This is a genomic window from Cytobacillus oceanisediminis (genome assembly GCF_022811925.1).
GTDB classification, from domain to species: domain Bacteria; phylum Bacillota; class Bacilli; order Bacillales; family Cytobacillaceae; genus Cytobacillus; species Cytobacillus oceanisediminis_D.
In genome coordinates, this window is record NZ_CP065511.1 from 510,570 (window position 1) to 526,818 (window position 16,249).

Annotated in this window: 5 protein-coding genes, 10 tRNA genes and 6 rRNA genes; 20 read left to right on the forward strand and 1 reads right to left on the reverse strand. The window is 48.4% G+C overall.

Annotation, left to right across the window (positions count from 1 at the left end; translation table 11 throughout):
- Positions 1-12: 12 nt before the first annotated feature.
- The 20 genes from IRB79_RS02685 (at position 13) to tsaD (ending at position 14,032) form a co-directional block, all read left to right on the forward strand.
- A tRNA-Asp gene (locus IRB79_RS02685) sits at positions 13-88 on the forward strand.
- Between the two features lie 8 nt (positions 89-96).
- Positions 97-171 (forward strand) — tRNA-Gln (locus tag IRB79_RS02690).
- A gap of 144 nt (positions 172-315) precedes the next feature.
- Positions 316-391, forward strand: a tRNA-Lys gene (locus tag IRB79_RS02695).
- Positions 392-406: 15 nt separating this feature from the next.
- A tRNA-Leu gene (locus IRB79_RS02700) sits at positions 407-491 on the forward strand.
- Between the two features lie 59 nt (positions 492-550).
- Positions 551-636, forward strand: a tRNA-Leu gene (locus IRB79_RS02705).
- Positions 637-695: 59 nt separating this feature from the next.
- A tRNA-Arg gene (locus IRB79_RS02710) sits at positions 696-772 on the forward strand.
- Positions 773-777: 5 nt separating this feature from the next.
- Positions 778-854 (forward strand) — tRNA-Pro (locus IRB79_RS02715).
- A 23-nt stretch (positions 855-877) separates the two neighbouring features.
- Positions 878-951, forward strand: a tRNA-Gly gene (locus IRB79_RS02720).
- Positions 952-1,049: 98 nt separating this feature from the next.
- Positions 1,050-2,577 (forward strand): 16S ribosomal RNA (locus IRB79_RS02725).
- A 206-nt stretch (positions 2,578-2,783) separates the two neighbouring features.
- Positions 2,784-5,705 (forward strand): 23S ribosomal RNA (locus tag IRB79_RS02730).
- 80 nt (positions 5,706-5,785) lie between these two features.
- Positions 5,786-5,902 (forward strand): 5S ribosomal RNA (rrf, locus tag IRB79_RS02735).
- A 264-nt stretch (positions 5,903-6,166) separates the two neighbouring features.
- Positions 6,167-7,677: ribosomal RNA gene (locus IRB79_RS02740) — 16S ribosomal RNA — on the forward strand.
- Positions 7,678-7,883: 206 nt separating this feature from the next.
- A 23S ribosomal RNA gene (locus IRB79_RS02745) occupies positions 7,884-10,779 on the forward strand.
- Positions 10,780-10,859: 80 nt separating this feature from the next.
- Positions 10,860-10,976, forward strand: a 5S ribosomal RNA gene (gene rrf / locus IRB79_RS02750).
- The 16S, 23S and 5S rRNA genes sit together here with 10 tRNA genes alongside, the layout of an rRNA operon.
- Before the next feature lie 42 nt (positions 10,977-11,018).
- Positions 11,019-11,092, forward strand: a tRNA-Met gene (locus tag IRB79_RS02755).
- Positions 11,093-11,095: 3 nt separating this feature from the next.
- Positions 11,096-11,172: transfer RNA gene (locus IRB79_RS02760), tRNA-Asp, on the forward strand.
- A 207-nt stretch (positions 11,173-11,379) separates the two neighbouring features.
- Positions 11,380-11,835: a tRNA (adenosine(37)-N6)-threonylcarbamoyltransferase complex ATPase subunit type 1 TsaE gene (gene tsaE, locus IRB79_RS02765; RefSeq protein WP_243506602.1), complete on the forward strand. Its 456-nt coding sequence runs from the start codon at positions 11,380-11,382 to the stop codon at positions 11,833-11,835.
- Positions 11,832-12,536, forward strand: coding sequence for a tRNA (adenosine(37)-N6)-threonylcarbamoyltransferase complex dimerization subunit type 1 TsaB (tsaB, locus tag IRB79_RS02770; RefSeq protein ID WP_243506604.1), 705 nt, complete (start codon positions 11,832-11,834; stop codon positions 12,534-12,536). The genes tsaE and tsaB overlap by 4 nt, the downstream gene beginning before the upstream one ends.
- Positions 12,537-12,554: 18 nt before the next feature.
- The gene (gene rimI / locus IRB79_RS02775) at positions 12,555-13,004 is read left to right on the forward strand and encodes a ribosomal protein S18-alanine N-acetyltransferase (RefSeq protein ID WP_243506606.1); all 450 of its coding nucleotides are present in this window, start codon (positions 12,555-12,557) and stop codon (positions 13,002-13,004) included.
- Positions 13,004-14,032, forward strand: a complete 1,029-nt coding sequence (tsaD, locus tag IRB79_RS02780) for a tRNA (adenosine(37)-N6)-threonylcarbamoyltransferase complex transferase subunit TsaD (protein WP_243506608.1) — start codon at positions 13,004-13,006, stop codon at positions 14,030-14,032. Before rimI ends, tsaD begins: the two co-directional genes overlap by 1 nt.
- A 228-nt stretch (positions 14,033-14,260) precedes the next feature.
- On the opposite strand, the gene abc-f is transcribed toward tsaD, so the two are convergent.
- Positions 14,261-16,183 carry a ribosomal protection-like ABC-F family protein gene (gene abc-f, locus IRB79_RS02785; protein ID WP_243506610.1) on the reverse strand — a complete coding sequence of 641 codons (1,923 nt, stop codon included), beginning with the start codon at positions 16,181-16,183 and terminating at the stop codon, positions 14,261-14,263.
- Positions 16,184-16,249 lie beyond the last annotated feature (66 nt).

Here is a 16,249-nt window from a genome sequence, read left to right on the forward strand (position 1 = left end):
TTTTATGTGGATGGTCCCGTGGTGTAGCGGTTAACATGCCTGCCTGTCACGCAGGAGATCGCGGGTTCGATTCCCGTCGGGACCGCCATTTGTTATTGGGCTATAGCCAAGCGGTAAGGCACCGGACTTTGACTCCGTCACTCGCAGGTTCGAATCCTGCTAGCCCAGCCATTTTTGATGAGCCAATAGCTCAGTCGGTAGAGCAGATTGCAGTATCAGTGAATTTCTTCATCTGAATAGCAATCTGTGACAAAGCGTTTAGCTTTGGAACATCTGACTGCACATAGCAGGCTTTAGGAAGTCTCATAAAATTATGAGCCATTAGCTCAGTCGGTAGAGCATCTGACTTTTAATCAGAGGGTCGAAGGTTCGAGTCCTTCATGGCTCACCATTTTAATTTCATATTGCGGGTGTGGCGGAATTGGCAGACGCACCAGACTTAGGATCTGGCGCCGCAAGGCGTGGGGGTTCGACTCCCTTCACCCGCACCATTAATTACCATTGAGATAAGTGCTACGTTTTGGTATGATGTTACTTGTCGCTTCATTAAGCGGTCGTGGCGGAATGGCAGACGCGCTAGGTTGAGGGCCTAGTGGGGGCAACCCCGTGGAGGTTCAAGTCCTCTCGGCCGCACCAAAAAAGTTGTTGACATTTGAATTTTAGGTTGATATAATATAAGAGTTGCTTTAAAAGATGCGCCCGTAGCTCAATTGGATAGAGCGTTTGACTACGGATCAAAAGGTTAGGGGTTCGACTCCTCTCGGGCGCGCCATATTACGGGGAGTAGCTCAGCTTGGTAGAGCACTTGGTTTGGGACCAAGGGGTCGCAGGTTCGAATCCTGTCTTCCCGACCATTCGGGAAACAATAATTTTATATGCGGGTGTAGTTTAGTGGTAAAACCTCAGCCTTCCAAGCTGATGATGAGGGTTCGATTCCCTTCACCCGCTCCAAACTTACTGATTGATCTTTGAAAACTGAACGAACAGAAACGTCAACGTTAATTCTTTAGTCTTTCTTGAAAAGACAATTTATGAGCTTAATCAACTCTTATATGGAGAGTTTGATCCTGGCTCAGGACGAACGCTGGCGGCGTGCCTAATACATGCAAGTCGAGCGGACAGATGGGAGCTTGCTCCCTGAAGTCAGCATGGACGGGTGAGTAACACGTGGGCAACCTGCCTGTAAGACTGGGATAACTCCGGGAAACCGGGGCTAATACCGGATAATTCTTTCCTCACATGAGGGAAAGCTGAAAGATGGTTTCGGCTATCACTTACAGATGGGCCCGCGCATTAGCTAGTTGGTGAGGTAACGGCTCACCAAGGCGACGATGCGTAGCCGACCTGAGAGGGTGATCGGCCACACTGGGACTGAGACACGGCCCAGACTCCTACGGGAGGCAGGAGTAGGGAATCTTCCGCAATGGACGAAAGTCTGACGGAGCAACGCCGCGTGAGTGATGAAGGTTTTCGGATCGTAAAACTCTGTTGTTAGGGAAGAACAAGTACCGGAGTAACTGCCGGTACCTTGACGGTACCTAACCAGAAAGCCACGGCTAACTACGTGCCAGCAGCCGCGGTAATACGTAGGTGGCAAGCGTTGTCCGGAATTATTGGGCGTAAAGCGCGCGCAGGCGGTTCCTTAAGTCTGATGTGAAAGCCCCCGGCTCAACCGGGGAGGGTCATTGGAAACTGGGGAACTTGAGTGCAGAAGAGAAGAGTGGAATTCCACGTGTAGCGGTGAAATGCGTAGAGATGTGGAGGAACACCAGTGGCGAAGGCGACTCTTTGGTCTGTAACTGACGCTGAGGCGCGAAAGCGTGGGGAGCAAACAGGATTAGATACCCTGGTAGTCCACGCCGTAAACGATGAGTGCTAAGTGTTAGAGGGTTTCCGCCCTTTAGTGCGCAAACGCATTAAGCACTCCGCCTGGGAGTACGGCAAGGCTGAAACTCAAAGGAATTGACGGGGCCCGCACAAGCGGTGGAGCATGTGGTTTAATTCGAAGCAACGCGAAGAACCTTACCAGGTCTTGACATCTCCTGACAACCCTAGAGATAGGGCGTTCCTTCGGGGACAGGATGACAGGTGGTGCATGGTTGTCGTCAGCTCGTGTCGTGAGATGTTGGGTTAAGTCCCGCAACGAGCGCAACCCTTGATCTTAGTTGCCAGCATTCAGTTGGGCACTCTAAGGTGACTGCCGGTGACAAACCGGAGGAAGGTGGGGATGACGTCAAATCATCATGCCCCTTATGACCTGGGCTACACACGTGCTACAATGGATGGTACAAAGCGAGACCGCGAGGTTAAGCGAATCCCATAAAACCATTCTCAGTTCGGATTGCAGGCTGCAACTCGCCTGCATGAAGCCGGAATCGCTAGTAATCGCGGATCAGCATGCCGCGGTGAATACGTTCCCGGGCCTTGTACACACCGCCCGTCACACCACGAGAGTTTGTAACACCCGAAGTCGGTGGGGTAACCATTTGGAGCCAGCCGCCTAAGGTGGGACAGATGATTGGGGTGAAGTCGTAACAAGGTAGCCGTATCGGAAGGTGCGGCTGGATCACCTCCTTTCTAAGGATATTTACATGAAACGTGACGCGTTTTGTTCGTTCAGTTTTGAGAGTTCAATCTCTCAATGAAAGATTCGTTCTTTGAAAACTAGATAATGTTAATGAAGAAGCAATAACCGAGTAATCGCCATTTTAGTGAATTCTCTCTATGTTAAATAGAGTTAAAAAACCTTGATGCTGTTCATCTTCGATGAACCCGTCAAATACGGTTAAGTTAGAAAGGGCGCACGGTGAATGCCTTGGCACTAGGAGCCGATGAAGGACGGTACTAACACCGATATGCTTCGGGGAGCTGTAAGTAAGCTTTGATCCGGAGATTTCCGAATGGGGAAACCCCCTATCCGTAATGGGATAGGATCTTTACCTGAATACATAGGGTATTGAAGGCAGACCCGGGGAACTGAAACATCTAAGTACCCGGAGGAAGAGAAAGCAAACGCGATTCCCTGAGTAGCGGCGAGCGAAACGGGATTAGCCCAAACCAGGAGGCTTGCCTCCTGGGGTTGTAGACACTCTACACGGAGTTACAAAGGAACGAGGTAAATGAACAGGTCTGGAAAGGCCGGCCAGAGAAGGTAAAAGCCCTGTAGTTGAAACTTCGTTCCTCCAGAGTGGATCCTGAGTACGGCGGGACACGAGAAATCCCGTCGGAAGCAGGAGGACCATCTCCCAAGGCTAAATACTCCCTAGTGACCGATAGTGAACCAGTACCGTGAGGGAAAGGTGAAAAGCACCCCGGAAGGGGAGTGAAAGAGATCCTGAAACCGTGTGCCTACAAGTAGTTAGAGCCCGTTAATGGGTGATAGCGTGCCTTTTGTAGAATGAACCGGCGAGTTACGATTACATGCGAGGTTAAGTTGAAGAGACGGAGCCGCAGCGAAAGCGAGTCTGAATAGGGCGAATGAGTATGTGGTCGTAGACCCGAAACCAGGTGATCTACCCATGTCCAGGGTGAAGTCCAGGTAACACTGGATGGAGGCCCGAACCCACGCACGTTGAAAAGTGCGGGGATGAGGTGTGGGTAGCGGAGAAATTCCAATCGAACTTGGAGATAGCTGGTTCTCTCCGAAATAGCTTTAGGGCTAGCCTCATGTAGTAAGAGTCTTGGAGGTAGAGCACTGTTTGGACTAGGGGCCCCCATCGGGTTACCGAATTCAGACAAACTCCGAATGCCAAAGACTTATCCATGGGAGTCAGACTGCGAGTGATAAGATCCGTAGTCAAGAGGGAAACAGCCCAGACCACCAGCTAAGGTCCCAAAGTATACGTTAAGTGGAAAAGGATGTGGAGTTGCTTAGACAACCAGGATGTTGGCTTAGAAGCAGCCACCATTTAAAGAGTGCGTAATAGCTCACTGGTCGAGTGACTCCGCGCCGAAAATGTACCGGGGCTAAACGTATCACCGAAGCTGTGGATTGACATCTTACGATGTCAGTGGTAGGAGAGCGTTCTAAGGGCGTTGAAGCCAGACCGCAAGGACTGGTGGAGCGCTTAGAAGTGAGAATGCCGGTATGAGTAGCGAAAGATGGGTGAGAATCCCATCCACCGAATGCCTAAGGTTTCCTGAGGAAGGCTCGTCCGCTCAGGGTTAGTCGGGACCTAAGCCGAGGCTGAAAAGCGTAGGCGATGGACAACAGGTTGATATTCCTGTACCACCTCTTTACCGTTTGAGCAATGGGGGGACGCAGGAGGATAGGGTAAGCGCGCTGGATTAGCGCGTCCAAGCAGTTAGGCCGGTAACGAGGCAAATCCCGTTACCACACAGGCTGAGCTGTGACGGCGAGGGAAATTTAGTACCGAAGTTCCTGATTCCACACTGCCAAGAAAAGCCTCTAGCGAGGGAAAAGGTGCCCGTACCGCAAACCGACACAGGTAGGCGAGGAGAGAATCCTAAGGTGAGCGAGAGAACTCTCGTTAAGGAACTCGGCAAAATGACCCCGTAACTTCGGGAGAAGGGGTGCTCATTAGGGTGCCCTGATGAGCCGCAGTGAATAGGCCCAGGCGACTGTTTAGCAAAAACACAGGTCTCTGCGAAGCCGCAAGGCGAAGTATAGGGGCTGACGCCTGCCCGGTGCTGGAAGGTTAAGAGGAGAGGTTAGCGCAAGCGAAGCTTTGAATCGAAGCCCCAGTAAACGGCGGCCGTAACTATAACGGTCCTAAGGTAGCGAAATTCCTTGTCGGGTAAGTTCCGACCCGCACGAAAGGCGTAACGATCTGGGCACTGTCTCAACGAGAGACTCGGTGAAATTATAGTACCTGTGAAGATGCAGGTTACCCGCGACAGGACGGAAAGACCCGTGGAGCTTTACTGTAGCCTGATATTGAATTTTGGTACAGCTTGTACAGGATAGGTAGGAGCCTGAGAAGCCGGAGCGCCAGCTTCGGTGGAGGCGTCGGTGGGATACTACCCTGGCTGTATTGAAATTCTAACCCGCGCCCTTATCGGGGCGGGAGACAGTGTCAGGTGGGCAGTTTGACTGGGGCGGTCGCCTCCTAAAAGTAACGGAGGCGCCCAAAGGTTCCCTCAGAATGGTTGGAAATCATTCGCAGAGTGTAAAGGCACAAGGGAGCTTGACTGCGAGACCTACAAGTCGAGCAGGGACGAAAGTCGGGCTTAGTGATCCGGTGGTTCCGCATGGAAGGGCCATCGCTCAACGGATAAAAGCTACCCCGGGGATAACAGGCTTATCTCCCCCAAGAGTCCACATCGACGGGGAGGTTTGGCACCTCGATGTCGGCTCATCGCATCCTGGGGCTGTAGTCGGTCCCAAGGGTTGGGCTGTTCGCCCATTAAAGCGGTACGCGAGCTGGGTTCAGAACGTCGTGAGACAGTTCGGTCCCTATCCGTCGTGGGCGCAGGAAATTTGAGAGGAGCTGTCCTTAGTACGAGAGGACCGGGATGGACGCACCGCTGGTGTACCAGTTGTCTTGCCAAAGGCATCGCTGGGTAGCTATGTGCGGAAGGGATAAGTGCTGAAAGCATCTAAGCATGAAGCCCCCCTCGAGATGAGATTTCCCATAGCGTCAAGCTAGTAAGATCCCTGAAAGATGATCAGGTTGATAGGTCAGAGGTGGAAGCATGGCGACATGTGGAGCTGACTGATACTAATCGATCGAGGACTTAACCAAGTTATATGGTTATTACTCGGCAAACACTTCTTCATGCATTATCTAGTTTTGAGGGAACGAAGTTTCTTCAAACCAAATAGTCCGGTGGCGATAGCGAGAAGGTCACACCCGTTCCCATACCGAACACGGAAGTTAAGCTTCTCAGCGCCGATGGTAGTTGGGGGCTGTCCCCCTGTGAGAGTAGGACGCTGCCGGGCGAAGACAGAGAGTCTCGCTCTTTGTCTTTTTTAATCCTTATATACTGGAATAATTTTCATTACTATCCCAGTATGATTTTAGTATTAGAAAGATATACAGCAAATAATTTCTTCAATAAACTCAAAAAAAGTGTTGACGAATTATTTCTAAGATGTTATTCTAATATAGTTGCTTGATTGATCTTTGAAAACTGAACGAACAAAAACGTCAACGTTAATCTTTAGTCTTTTTTGAAAAGACAACTTATGAGCTTAATCAACTCTTATATGGAGAGTTTGATCCTGGCTCAGGACGAACGCTGGCGTGCCTAATACATGCAAGTCGAGCGGACTTCAGGAGCTTGCCCTGAAGTCAGCATGGACGGGTGAGTAACACGTGGGCAACCTGCCTGTAAGACTGGGATAACTCCGGGAAACCGGGCTAATACCGATAATTCTTTCCCTCACATGAGGGAAAGCTGAAAGATGGTTCCGGCTATCACTTACAGATGGCTTAGCTTTGGTGAGGTAACGGCTCACCAAGGCGACGATGCGTAGCCGACCTGAGAGGGTGATCGGCCACACTGGGACTGAGACACGGCCCAGACTCCTACGGGAGGCAGCAGTAGGGAATCTTCCGCAATGGACGAAAGTCTGACGGAGCAACGCCGCGTGAGTGATGAAGGTTTTCGGATCGTAAAACTCTGTTGTTAGGGAAGAACAAGTACCGGAGTAACTGCCGGTACCTTGACGGTACCTAACCAGAAAGCCACGGCTAACTACGTGCCAGCAGCCGCGGTAATACGTAGGTGGCAAGCGTTGTCCGGAATTATTGGGCGTAAAGCGCGCGCAGGCGTTCCTTAAGTCTGATGTGCCCCGGCTCAACCGGGGAGGGTCATTGGAAACTGGGGAACTTGAGTGCAGAAGAGAAGAGTGGAATTCCACGTGTAGCGGTGAAATGCGTAGAGATGTGGAGGAACACCAGTGGCGAAGGCGACTCTTTGGTCTGTAACTGACGCTGAGGCGCGAAAGCGTGGGGAGCAAACAGGATTAGATACCCTGGTAGTCCACGCCGTAAACGATGAGTGCTAAGTGTTAGAGGGTTTCCGCCCTTTAGTGCTGCAGCAAACGCATTAAGCACTCCGCCTGGGGAGTACGGCCGCAAGGCTGAAACTCAAAGGAATTGACGGGGGCCCGCACAAGCGGTGGAGCATGTGGTTTAATTCGAAGCAACGCGAAGAACCTTACCAGGTCTTGACATCTCCTGACAACCCTAGAGATAGGGCGTTCGGGGACAGGATGACAGGTGGTGCATGGTTGTCGTCAGCTCGTGTCGTGAGATGTTGGGTTAAGTCCCGCAACGAGCGCAACCCTTGATCTTAGTTGCCAGCATTCAGTTGGGCACTCTAAGGTGACTGCCGGTGACAAACCGGAGGAAGGTGGGGATGACGTCAAATCATCATGCCCCTTATGACCTGGGCTACACGTGCTACAATGGATGGTACAAAGGGCTGCGAGACCGCGAGGTTAAGCGAATCCCATAAAACCATTCTCAGTTCGGATTGCAGGCTGCAACTCGCCTGCATGAAGCCGGAATCGCTAGTAATCGCGGATCAGCATGCCGCGGTGAATACGTTCCCGGGCCTTGTACACACCGCCCGTCACACCACGAGAGTTTGTAACACCCGAAGTCGGTGGGGTAACCATTTGGAGCCAGCCGCCTAAGGTGGGACAGATGATTGGGGTGAAGTCGTAACAAGGTAGCCGTATCGGAAGGTGCATGGATCACCTCCTTTCTAAGGATATTTACATGAAACGTGACGCGTTTTGTTCGTTCAGTTTTGAGAGTTCAATCTCTCAATGAAAGATTCGTTCTTTGAAAACTAGATAATGTTAATGAAGAAGCAATAACCGAGTAATCGCCATTTTAGTGAATTCTCTCTATGTTAAATAGAGTTAAAAAACCTTGATGCTGTTCATCTTCGATGAACCCGTCAAATACGGTTAAGTTAGAAAGGGCGCACGGTGAATGCCTTGGCACTAGGAGCCGATGAAGGACGGTACTAACACCGATATGCTTCGGGGAGCTGTAAGTAAGCTTTGATCCGGAGATTTCCGAATGGGGAAACCCCCTATCCGTAATGGGATAGGATCTTTACCTGAATACATAGGGTATTGAAGGCAGACCCGGGGAACTGAAACATCTAAGTACCCGGAGGAAGAGAAAGCAAACGCGATTCCCTGAGTAGCATGAGCGAAACGGGATTAGCCCAAACCAGGAGGCTTGCCTCCTGGGGTTGTAGGACACTCTACACGGAGTTACAAAGGAACGAGGTAAATGAACAGGTCTGGAAAGGCCGGCCAGAGAAGGTAAAAGCCCTGTAGTTGAAACTTCGTTCCTCCAGAGTGGATCCTGAGTACGGCGGGACACGAGAAATCCTGTCGGAAGCAGGGAGGACCATCTCCCAAGGCTAAATACTCCCTAGTGACCGATAGTGAACCAGTACCGTGAGGGAAAGGTGAAAAGCACCCGGAAGGGAGTGAAAGAGATCCTGAAACCGTGTGCCTACAAGTAGTTAGAGCCCGTTAATGGGTGATAGCGTGCCTTTGTAGAATGAACCGGCGAGTTACGATTACATGCGAGGTTAAGTTGAAGAGACGGAGCCGCAGCGAAAGCGAGTCTGAATAGGGCGAATGAGTATGTGGTCGTAGACCCGAAACCAGGTGATCTACCCATGTCCAGGGTGAAGTCCAGGTAACACTGGATGGAGGCCCGAACCCACGCACGTTGAAAAGTGCGGGGATGAGGTGTGGGTAGCGGAGAAATTCCAATCGAACTTGGAGATAGCTGGTTCTCTCCGAAATAGCTTTAGGCTAGCCTCATGTAGTAAGAGTCTTGGAGGTAGAGCACTGTTTGGACTAGGGGCCCCATCGGGTTACCGAATTCAGACAAACCTGAATGCCAAAGACTTATCCATGGGAGTCAGACTGCGAGTGATAAGATCCGTAGTCAAGAGGGAAACAGCCCAGACCACCAGCTAAGGTCCCAAAGTATACGTTAAGTGGAAAAGGATGTGGAGTTGCTTAGACAACCAGGATGTTGGCTTAGAAGCCACCATTTAAAGAGTGCGTAATAGCTCACTGGTCGAGTGACTCCGCGCCGAAAATGTACCGGGGCTAAACGTATCACCGAAGTTGTGGATTGACATCTTACGATGTCAGTGGTAGGAGAGCGTTCTAAGGGCGTTGAAGCCAGACCGCAAGGACTGGTGGAGCGCTTAGAAGTGAGAATGCCGGTATGAGTAGCGAAAGATGGGTGAGAATCCCATCCACCGAATGCCTAAGGTTTCTGAGGAAGGCCGTCCGCTCAGGGTTAGTCGGGACCTGCCGAGGCTGAAAAGCGTAGGCGATGGACAACAGGTTGATATTCCTGTACCACCTCTTTACCGTTTGAGCAATGGGGACGCAGGAGGATAAGCGCGCGCTGGATTAGCGCGTCCAAGCAGTTAGGCCGGTAACGAGGCAAATCCCGTTACCACACAGGCTGAGCTGTGACGGCGAGGGAAATTTAGTACCGAAGTTCCTGATTCCACACTGCCAAGAAAAGCCTCTAGCGAGGGAAAAGGTGCCCGTACCGCAAACCGACACAGGTAGGCGAGGAGAGAACCTAAGGTGAGCGAGAGAACTCGTTAAGGAACTCGGCAAATGACCCCGTAACTTCGGGAGAAGGGGTGCTCATTAGGTGCATAGCCCTGATGAGCCGCAGTGAATAGGCCCAGGCGACTGTTTAGCAAAAACACAGGTCTCTGCGAAGCCGCAAGGCGAAGTATAGGGGCTGACGCCTGCCCGGTGCTGGAAGGTTAAGAGGAGAGGTTAGCGCAAGCGAAGCTTTGAATCGAAGCCCCAGTAAACGGCGCCGTAACTATAACGGTCCTAAGGTAGCGAAATTCCTTGTCGGGTAAGTTCCGACCCGCACGAAAGGCGTAACGATCTGGGCACTGTCTCAACGAGAGACTCGGTGAAATTATAGTACCTGTGAAGATGCAGGTTACCCGCGACAGGACGGAAAGACCCCGTGGAGCTTTACTGTAGCCTGATATTGAATTTTGGTACAGCTTGTACAGGATAGGTAGGAGCCTGAGAAGCCGGAGCGCCAGCTTCGGTGGAGGCGTCGGTGGATACTACCCTGGCTGTATTGAAATAACCCGCGCCCCTTATCGGGGCGGGAGACAGTGTCAGGTGGGCAGTTTGACTGGGGCGGTCGCCTCCTAAAAAGTAACGGAGGCGCCCAAAGGTTCCTCAGAATGGTTGGAAATCATTCGCAGAGTGTAAAGGCACAAGGGAGCTTGACTGCGAGACCTACAAGTCGAGCAGGGACGAAAGTCGGGCTTAGTGATCCGGTGGTTCCGCATGGAAGGGCCATCGCTCAACGGATAAAAGCTACCCGGGGATAACAGGCTTATCTCCCCAAGAGTCCACATCGACGGGGAGGTTTGGCACCTCGATGTCGGCTCATCGCATCCTGGGGCTGTAGTCGGTCCCAAGGGTTGGGCTGTTCGCCCATTAAAGCGGTACGCGAGCTGGGTTCAGAACGTCGTGAGACAGTTCGGTCCCTATCCGTCGGGCGCAGGAAATTTGAGAGGAGCTGTCCTTAGTACGAGAGGACCGGGATGGACGCACCGCTGGTGTACCAGTTGTCTTGCCAAAGGCATCGCTGGGTAGCTATGTGCGGAAGGGATAAGTGCTGAAAGCATCTAAGCATGAAGCCCCCTCGAGATGAGATTTCCATAGCGTCAAGCTAGTAAGATCCCTGAAAGATGATCAGGTTGATAGGTCAGAGGTGGAAGCGTGGCGACATGTGGAGCTGACTGATACTAATCGATCGAGGACTTAACCAAGTTATATGGTTATTACTCGGCAAACACTTCTTCATGCATTATCTAGTTTTGAGGGAACGAAGTTTCTTCAAACCAAATAGTCCGGTGGCGATAGCGAGAAGGTCACACCCGTTCCCATACCGAACACGGAAGTTAAGCTTCTCAGCGCCGATGGTAGTTGGGGGCTGTCCCCCTGTGAGAGTAGGACGCTGCCGGGCGGAAAAACAAATTGTGATGAAAAATCACATAAATAATATTATCGCGGGGTGGAGCAGTTCGGTAGCTCGTCGGGCTCATAACCCGAAGGTCGCAGGTTCAAATCCTGCCCCCGCAATCTGGTCCGGTAGTTCAGTTGGTTAGAATGCCTGCCTGTCACGCAGGAGGTCGCGGGTTCGAGTCCCGTCCGGACCGCCATTTTCTAATATTAAAAACGTCAAACGAAACCTGGTTTCGTCTTTTTTTTATTCTTTTTTATCCTAAGCTTATATTTCATTAATAATGAAAATAGCTTCTTTGCCCATTGCTGCAAAATAAGGTAAACTACATATAGATTATTCTCCTTAGGATTTATCCTAAGGTTTTTTTTCTTTATAGATTAGACCATAAAAGGTGATGAAACATATGAGTCAGTTTGAGTTTATCTCAAAGAAGCCAGAGGATACGATGGCGTTTTCGGAAAGGCTGGGCAGCCTGCTCCAGCCGGGGGATGTCCTTGCTCTAGAAGGAGATTTGGGCGCAGGAAAAACGACATTCACCAAGGGGCTGGCAAAAGGACTTAATATTACCCGTAATGTAAATAGCCCCACTTTTACGATTATTAAAGAATACCAAGGAAGATTGCCCCTGTATCATATGGATGTATATAGAGTTGAAGATTCTTTTGAGGATTTGGGGTTTGATGAATATTTTGAAGGCAATGGGGTCACAGTTGTAGAATGGGCTCATCTAGTTAAAGAACAGCTTCCCGAAGAGTTATTGACGATTTATTTATATCTTGATGATAATGATTCAAGAAAGCTTGTCCTGGAACCCCAGGGAAAAAGATATGAGGAATTGTGTAAGGAGATTATGGTATGAAGGTTTTAGCCATTGATACATCCAATTACCCTCTGGGAGTAGCTCTTCTGGATGGTGATCAGGTTATAGGCGAGTATATTACCAATGTAAAAAAGAATCACTCTGTCCGTGTTATGCCGGCTATTGATATATTAATGAAAGATTGTGGTGTTACGCCAGCTGAGTTAGATAAAATTGTTGTTGCGAAAGGACCTGGCTCCTATACAGGTGTCCGTATTGGGGTAACCATTGCAAAAACTCTGGCATGGACTTTAAATAAGCCCCTGGTTGGGGTATCCAGCCTGGAAGTTTATGCGGCTTCGGCTGGCAGATACTTTAATGGCGTCATATCTCCTCTGTTTGATGCGCGGAGAGGGCAAATATATACTGGCCTGTATCAATATAAGGAAGGGCAGCTAGCATCTCTTATGAAAGACCAGCTCCTTCTTGCAAAAGATTGGGCAGCAATGCTTTCTGAACAGCAAGAGAAGGTCCTTTTTATTGGGAATGATTTGCCTTTACATAAAGAGGTATTTGCAGAATCCCTTAGAGACCGGGCTGTGTACGCTTCGCCTGCAGAACATAATCCTAGGCCAGCCGAACTTGCCTTGTTAGGCAGAGACCGAGAGCCTGAGGAAGTTCACTCTTTTGTTCCTAATTATATTAGGATTGCGGAAGCTGAAGCTAATTGGATAAAAGCAAACCAAGAAAAAAAGCTATAGTGATGAGGAAGCGAACGTATGAATAAATCCTTAACTTTCCGTTTTATGAATGAAGAGGATATTGATGATGTTTTGGAAATAGAACATAAGTCCTTTGCAACACCCTGGAGCAGGGAGGCTTTTTTTAACGAATTAACACAAAATCAGTTTGCTTTGTATGTTGTTTTAGAAGAAGAAAATAAAGTAATTGGCTACTGTGGAGCATGGATAGTCGTGGACGAAGCTCATATCACAAATGTTGCGCTGCTCCCTGAATATCGCGGGAGAAAACTTGGAGAAGCTCTTATGCGAAAGTTAATGGAGATTGCGTCTGAAATGGGAGCCATTACGATGACTCTGGAAGTAAGGGTATCTAACTTCACAGCTCAGTCCTTGTACCGAAAGCTTGGTTTTCAAAATGGAGCCATAAGGAAGAACTACTATACTGATAATCAAGAAGATGCTTTAGTAATGTGGGTGAATTTATAATGAAAAAAGATCAATGGATCATGGGGATTGAAACAAGCTGTGATGAAACGGCTGTTGCCATCATTAAGAATGGCCGTGAAATCTCAGCCAATATAGTTGCATCCCAAATAGAAAGCCATAAACGTTTTGGGGGAGTAGTTCCCGAAATAGCTTCCCGCCATCATGTTGAACAGATAACTATAGTGTTGGAAGAAGCATTATATAAGGCGGGCATCACATATTCAGATCTTTCAGCAATTGCTGTGACTGAAGGACCTGGCCTTGTAGGCGCGCTGCTGATCGGGGTTAATGCCGCTAAAGCTGTTGCTTTTGCTCATGGTATCCCCCTTGTAGGCGTGCATCATATTGCTGGACATATTTATGCCAATCGATTGGTTGAAGAAATGGAATTTCCATTACTGTCCCTAGTAGTCTCTGGCGGTCATACAGAGCTGGTCTATATGAAAGAGCATGGCCATTTCGAAGTGATTGGAGAGACAAGGGATGATGCTGCAGGAGAGGCATATGATAAAGTTGCCCGGACATTAAATCTGCCATATCCAGGCGGTCCTCACATTGACAGACTCGCTCATGAAGGGAACCCAACGATTCAGCTTCCGAGAGCATGGCTGGAAGAAGGTTCATACGATTTTAGCTTCAGCGGCTTAAAGTCTGCCGTTATCAACACTGTTCACAATGCTGAGCAGCGTGGTGAGACCATTGTGCGGGAAGACCTTGCCGCAAGCTTCCAGGAAAGTGTCATTGATGTCTTAGTAACGAAAACAGAAAGAGCCGTTGAAGAATATCAGGTGAAGCAGCTGCTGCTCGCAGGCGGAGTTGCGGCGAATAAAGGACTTCGAGCTTCTTTGGAAAAGAGGTTTGGGGTCAAAGCGGATATAAAGCTTATTATTCCGCCATTAACTTTATGTACAGATAATGCAGCGATGATTGCTGCAGCAGGAAGTGTGCTGTTTGAAAAAGGACAATTCGCCGGTCTTGATTTAAATGCCAATCCCGGTTTGGACATAACTATCCACAATGATAAATAAATTAGGAAAAAGTCCCCGACTGCATAGGGGGCTTTTTCTGTGGATAAAATCATTTATTTCAGAATTTTATGTTGATAATGTGGATAAAAACAGTCTAAGTTGTGGATAATGTGGAAAAGTCTGTGGAGAGTATATATAACTGCGTTTTTCTTGTGATTATCTCTGTGGATAATAAAAAAGACTGGCAGTGACTATTCTACCAGTCTAAAAGTTATGAATTTTCCTTTATTAATCATCAGCTAAAAGTGTCCATTCTTCCATCAATTCTTCCAGCTTTGACTTTGCTTGATCAGTTTCATTTGTGATGCCCATCACTTTTTCATGGTCTTGATAAACATTCGGATCACAGAGAAGCTGATCATTCATATCGATTACTTTCTCCAATGCTTCTATTTGCTCTTCAATTTCTTCCATTCTTCTTTTTCGCTGGCGTTCAAGCTTTTTGGCTTCTTTATCCTGCTGATAATTATTTTTGTCCTGCTTAACAGGCTGTGATGCGGTGGATTCATCTTGCTCATTAAGTGCAAGCAGTTCCTCTTGTTCCTGCTTTTTTTCCACATAATAATCATAATCGCCAAGATACTCTGTTGCCCCAATACTGGAAAGTTCAACTACTTTGGTTGTTATTCTGTTGATAAAATATCGGTCATGAGATACAAAGAGAATCGTTCCAGGATAATCGATCAATGCATTTTCAAGAATTTCTTTGCTATCCAGGTCCAAATGGTTTGTAGGCTCGTCGAGGATTAAGAAATTGGCTTTCTGCATCATAAGCTTCGCAAGCGCAAGACGTGCCTTTTCACCGCCGCTCAGTGTTGAAACAGTTTTAAGAACATCATCACCAGAGAAAAGAAAGTTCCCAAGTATTGTCCGGATTTCCTTTTCCGGTTTTAGCGGGTATTCATCCCATAATTCGTTCAGGACTCTTTTATTGCTGGTGAGTTCCGCCTGTTCCTGGTCATAGTAGCCAATTGTCACATTGGAACCATACTGAATCTCCCCAGAAAAAGAAGAGATTTTTTTGATGATGGTTTTGAGCAAAGTGGATTTGCCAATTCCATTTGGCCCTACAAGTGCTATGCTGTCGCCTCTTGCCAGTCGCAGTGAAATATTCTCGCTTACTATCTCTTCATAGCCTATAGCAAGAGAATGAATATTTAAAACCTCATTGCCCGATTGCCGGTCAATGTCAAAGCCAAAAGAAGCTGATTTCTCGTCTCCCAGCGGCCTGTCCATCACGTCCATTCTGGCCAGCTGCTTTCTGCGGCTTTGTGCCCTTTTGGTTGTGGAAGCACGGGCAAGGTTTCTCTGGATAAAATCCTGCAGCTTAGCGATCTCTTCCTGCTGTTTCTCGAACTGCTTCATTTCTCTTTCAAAGTTAGCATCTTTTTGATCCAGATATGAACTGTAGTTTCCTGGGTACTTTCTTATTTGGTTGCGGGAAATCTCGTAAACCTGGGAAACGACCTTATCAAGGAAATATCGGTCATGGGATACGATTAGAATGGCGCCATTGTATCCCTGCAGGTATTGTTCGAGCCATGATAATGTTTCAATATCCAGGTGGTTGGTAGGCTCGTCCAGTATTAAGATATCAGGCTTTGTCAGCAAAAGTTTACCAAGGGCCATTCTAGTACGCTGTCCGCCGCTCAATGATGAAATTTTAGTGTCATATCCCAATGAGCTGAAGTTGAGTCCATGGAGAATGGAACGGATATCTGCCTCATATTGATAGCCGCCATTTTCTTTGAAATCAACCTGAAGCTTGTCGTATTCTTTTAAGATGCGTTCATAGGCATCAGAATTATTTAGGACATCAGGGTCCGCCATTTGTCCTTCAAGGCTGCGAAGCTGTTTTTCCTGCTTCTGCAGATGACTAAAAACAGTCAGCATTTCATCCCAAATGGATAACTCTGATTCCAGGCCGGTATTTTGTGCAAGATAGCCAATTGTTACTTCCTTTGGCTTTATAATCTCACCGGAGTCATATGTCATTTGTCTGGCAATAATTTTTAAAAGGGTGGATTTTCCTGCACCATTGCGTCCTACTAGCGCAATCCTGTCCCTGGTTTGTACTTCAAGCTTTATATTGGTTAAAATGGGATCAGCGCCAAAATTTTTTGCCAGCTGATTGACTTGTAATAGTATCATGTTCTTTCACCTCGGGTATAGAGTAAGTGTAACTCATTCATATATGTTCGGCAATAAAGGAGACAG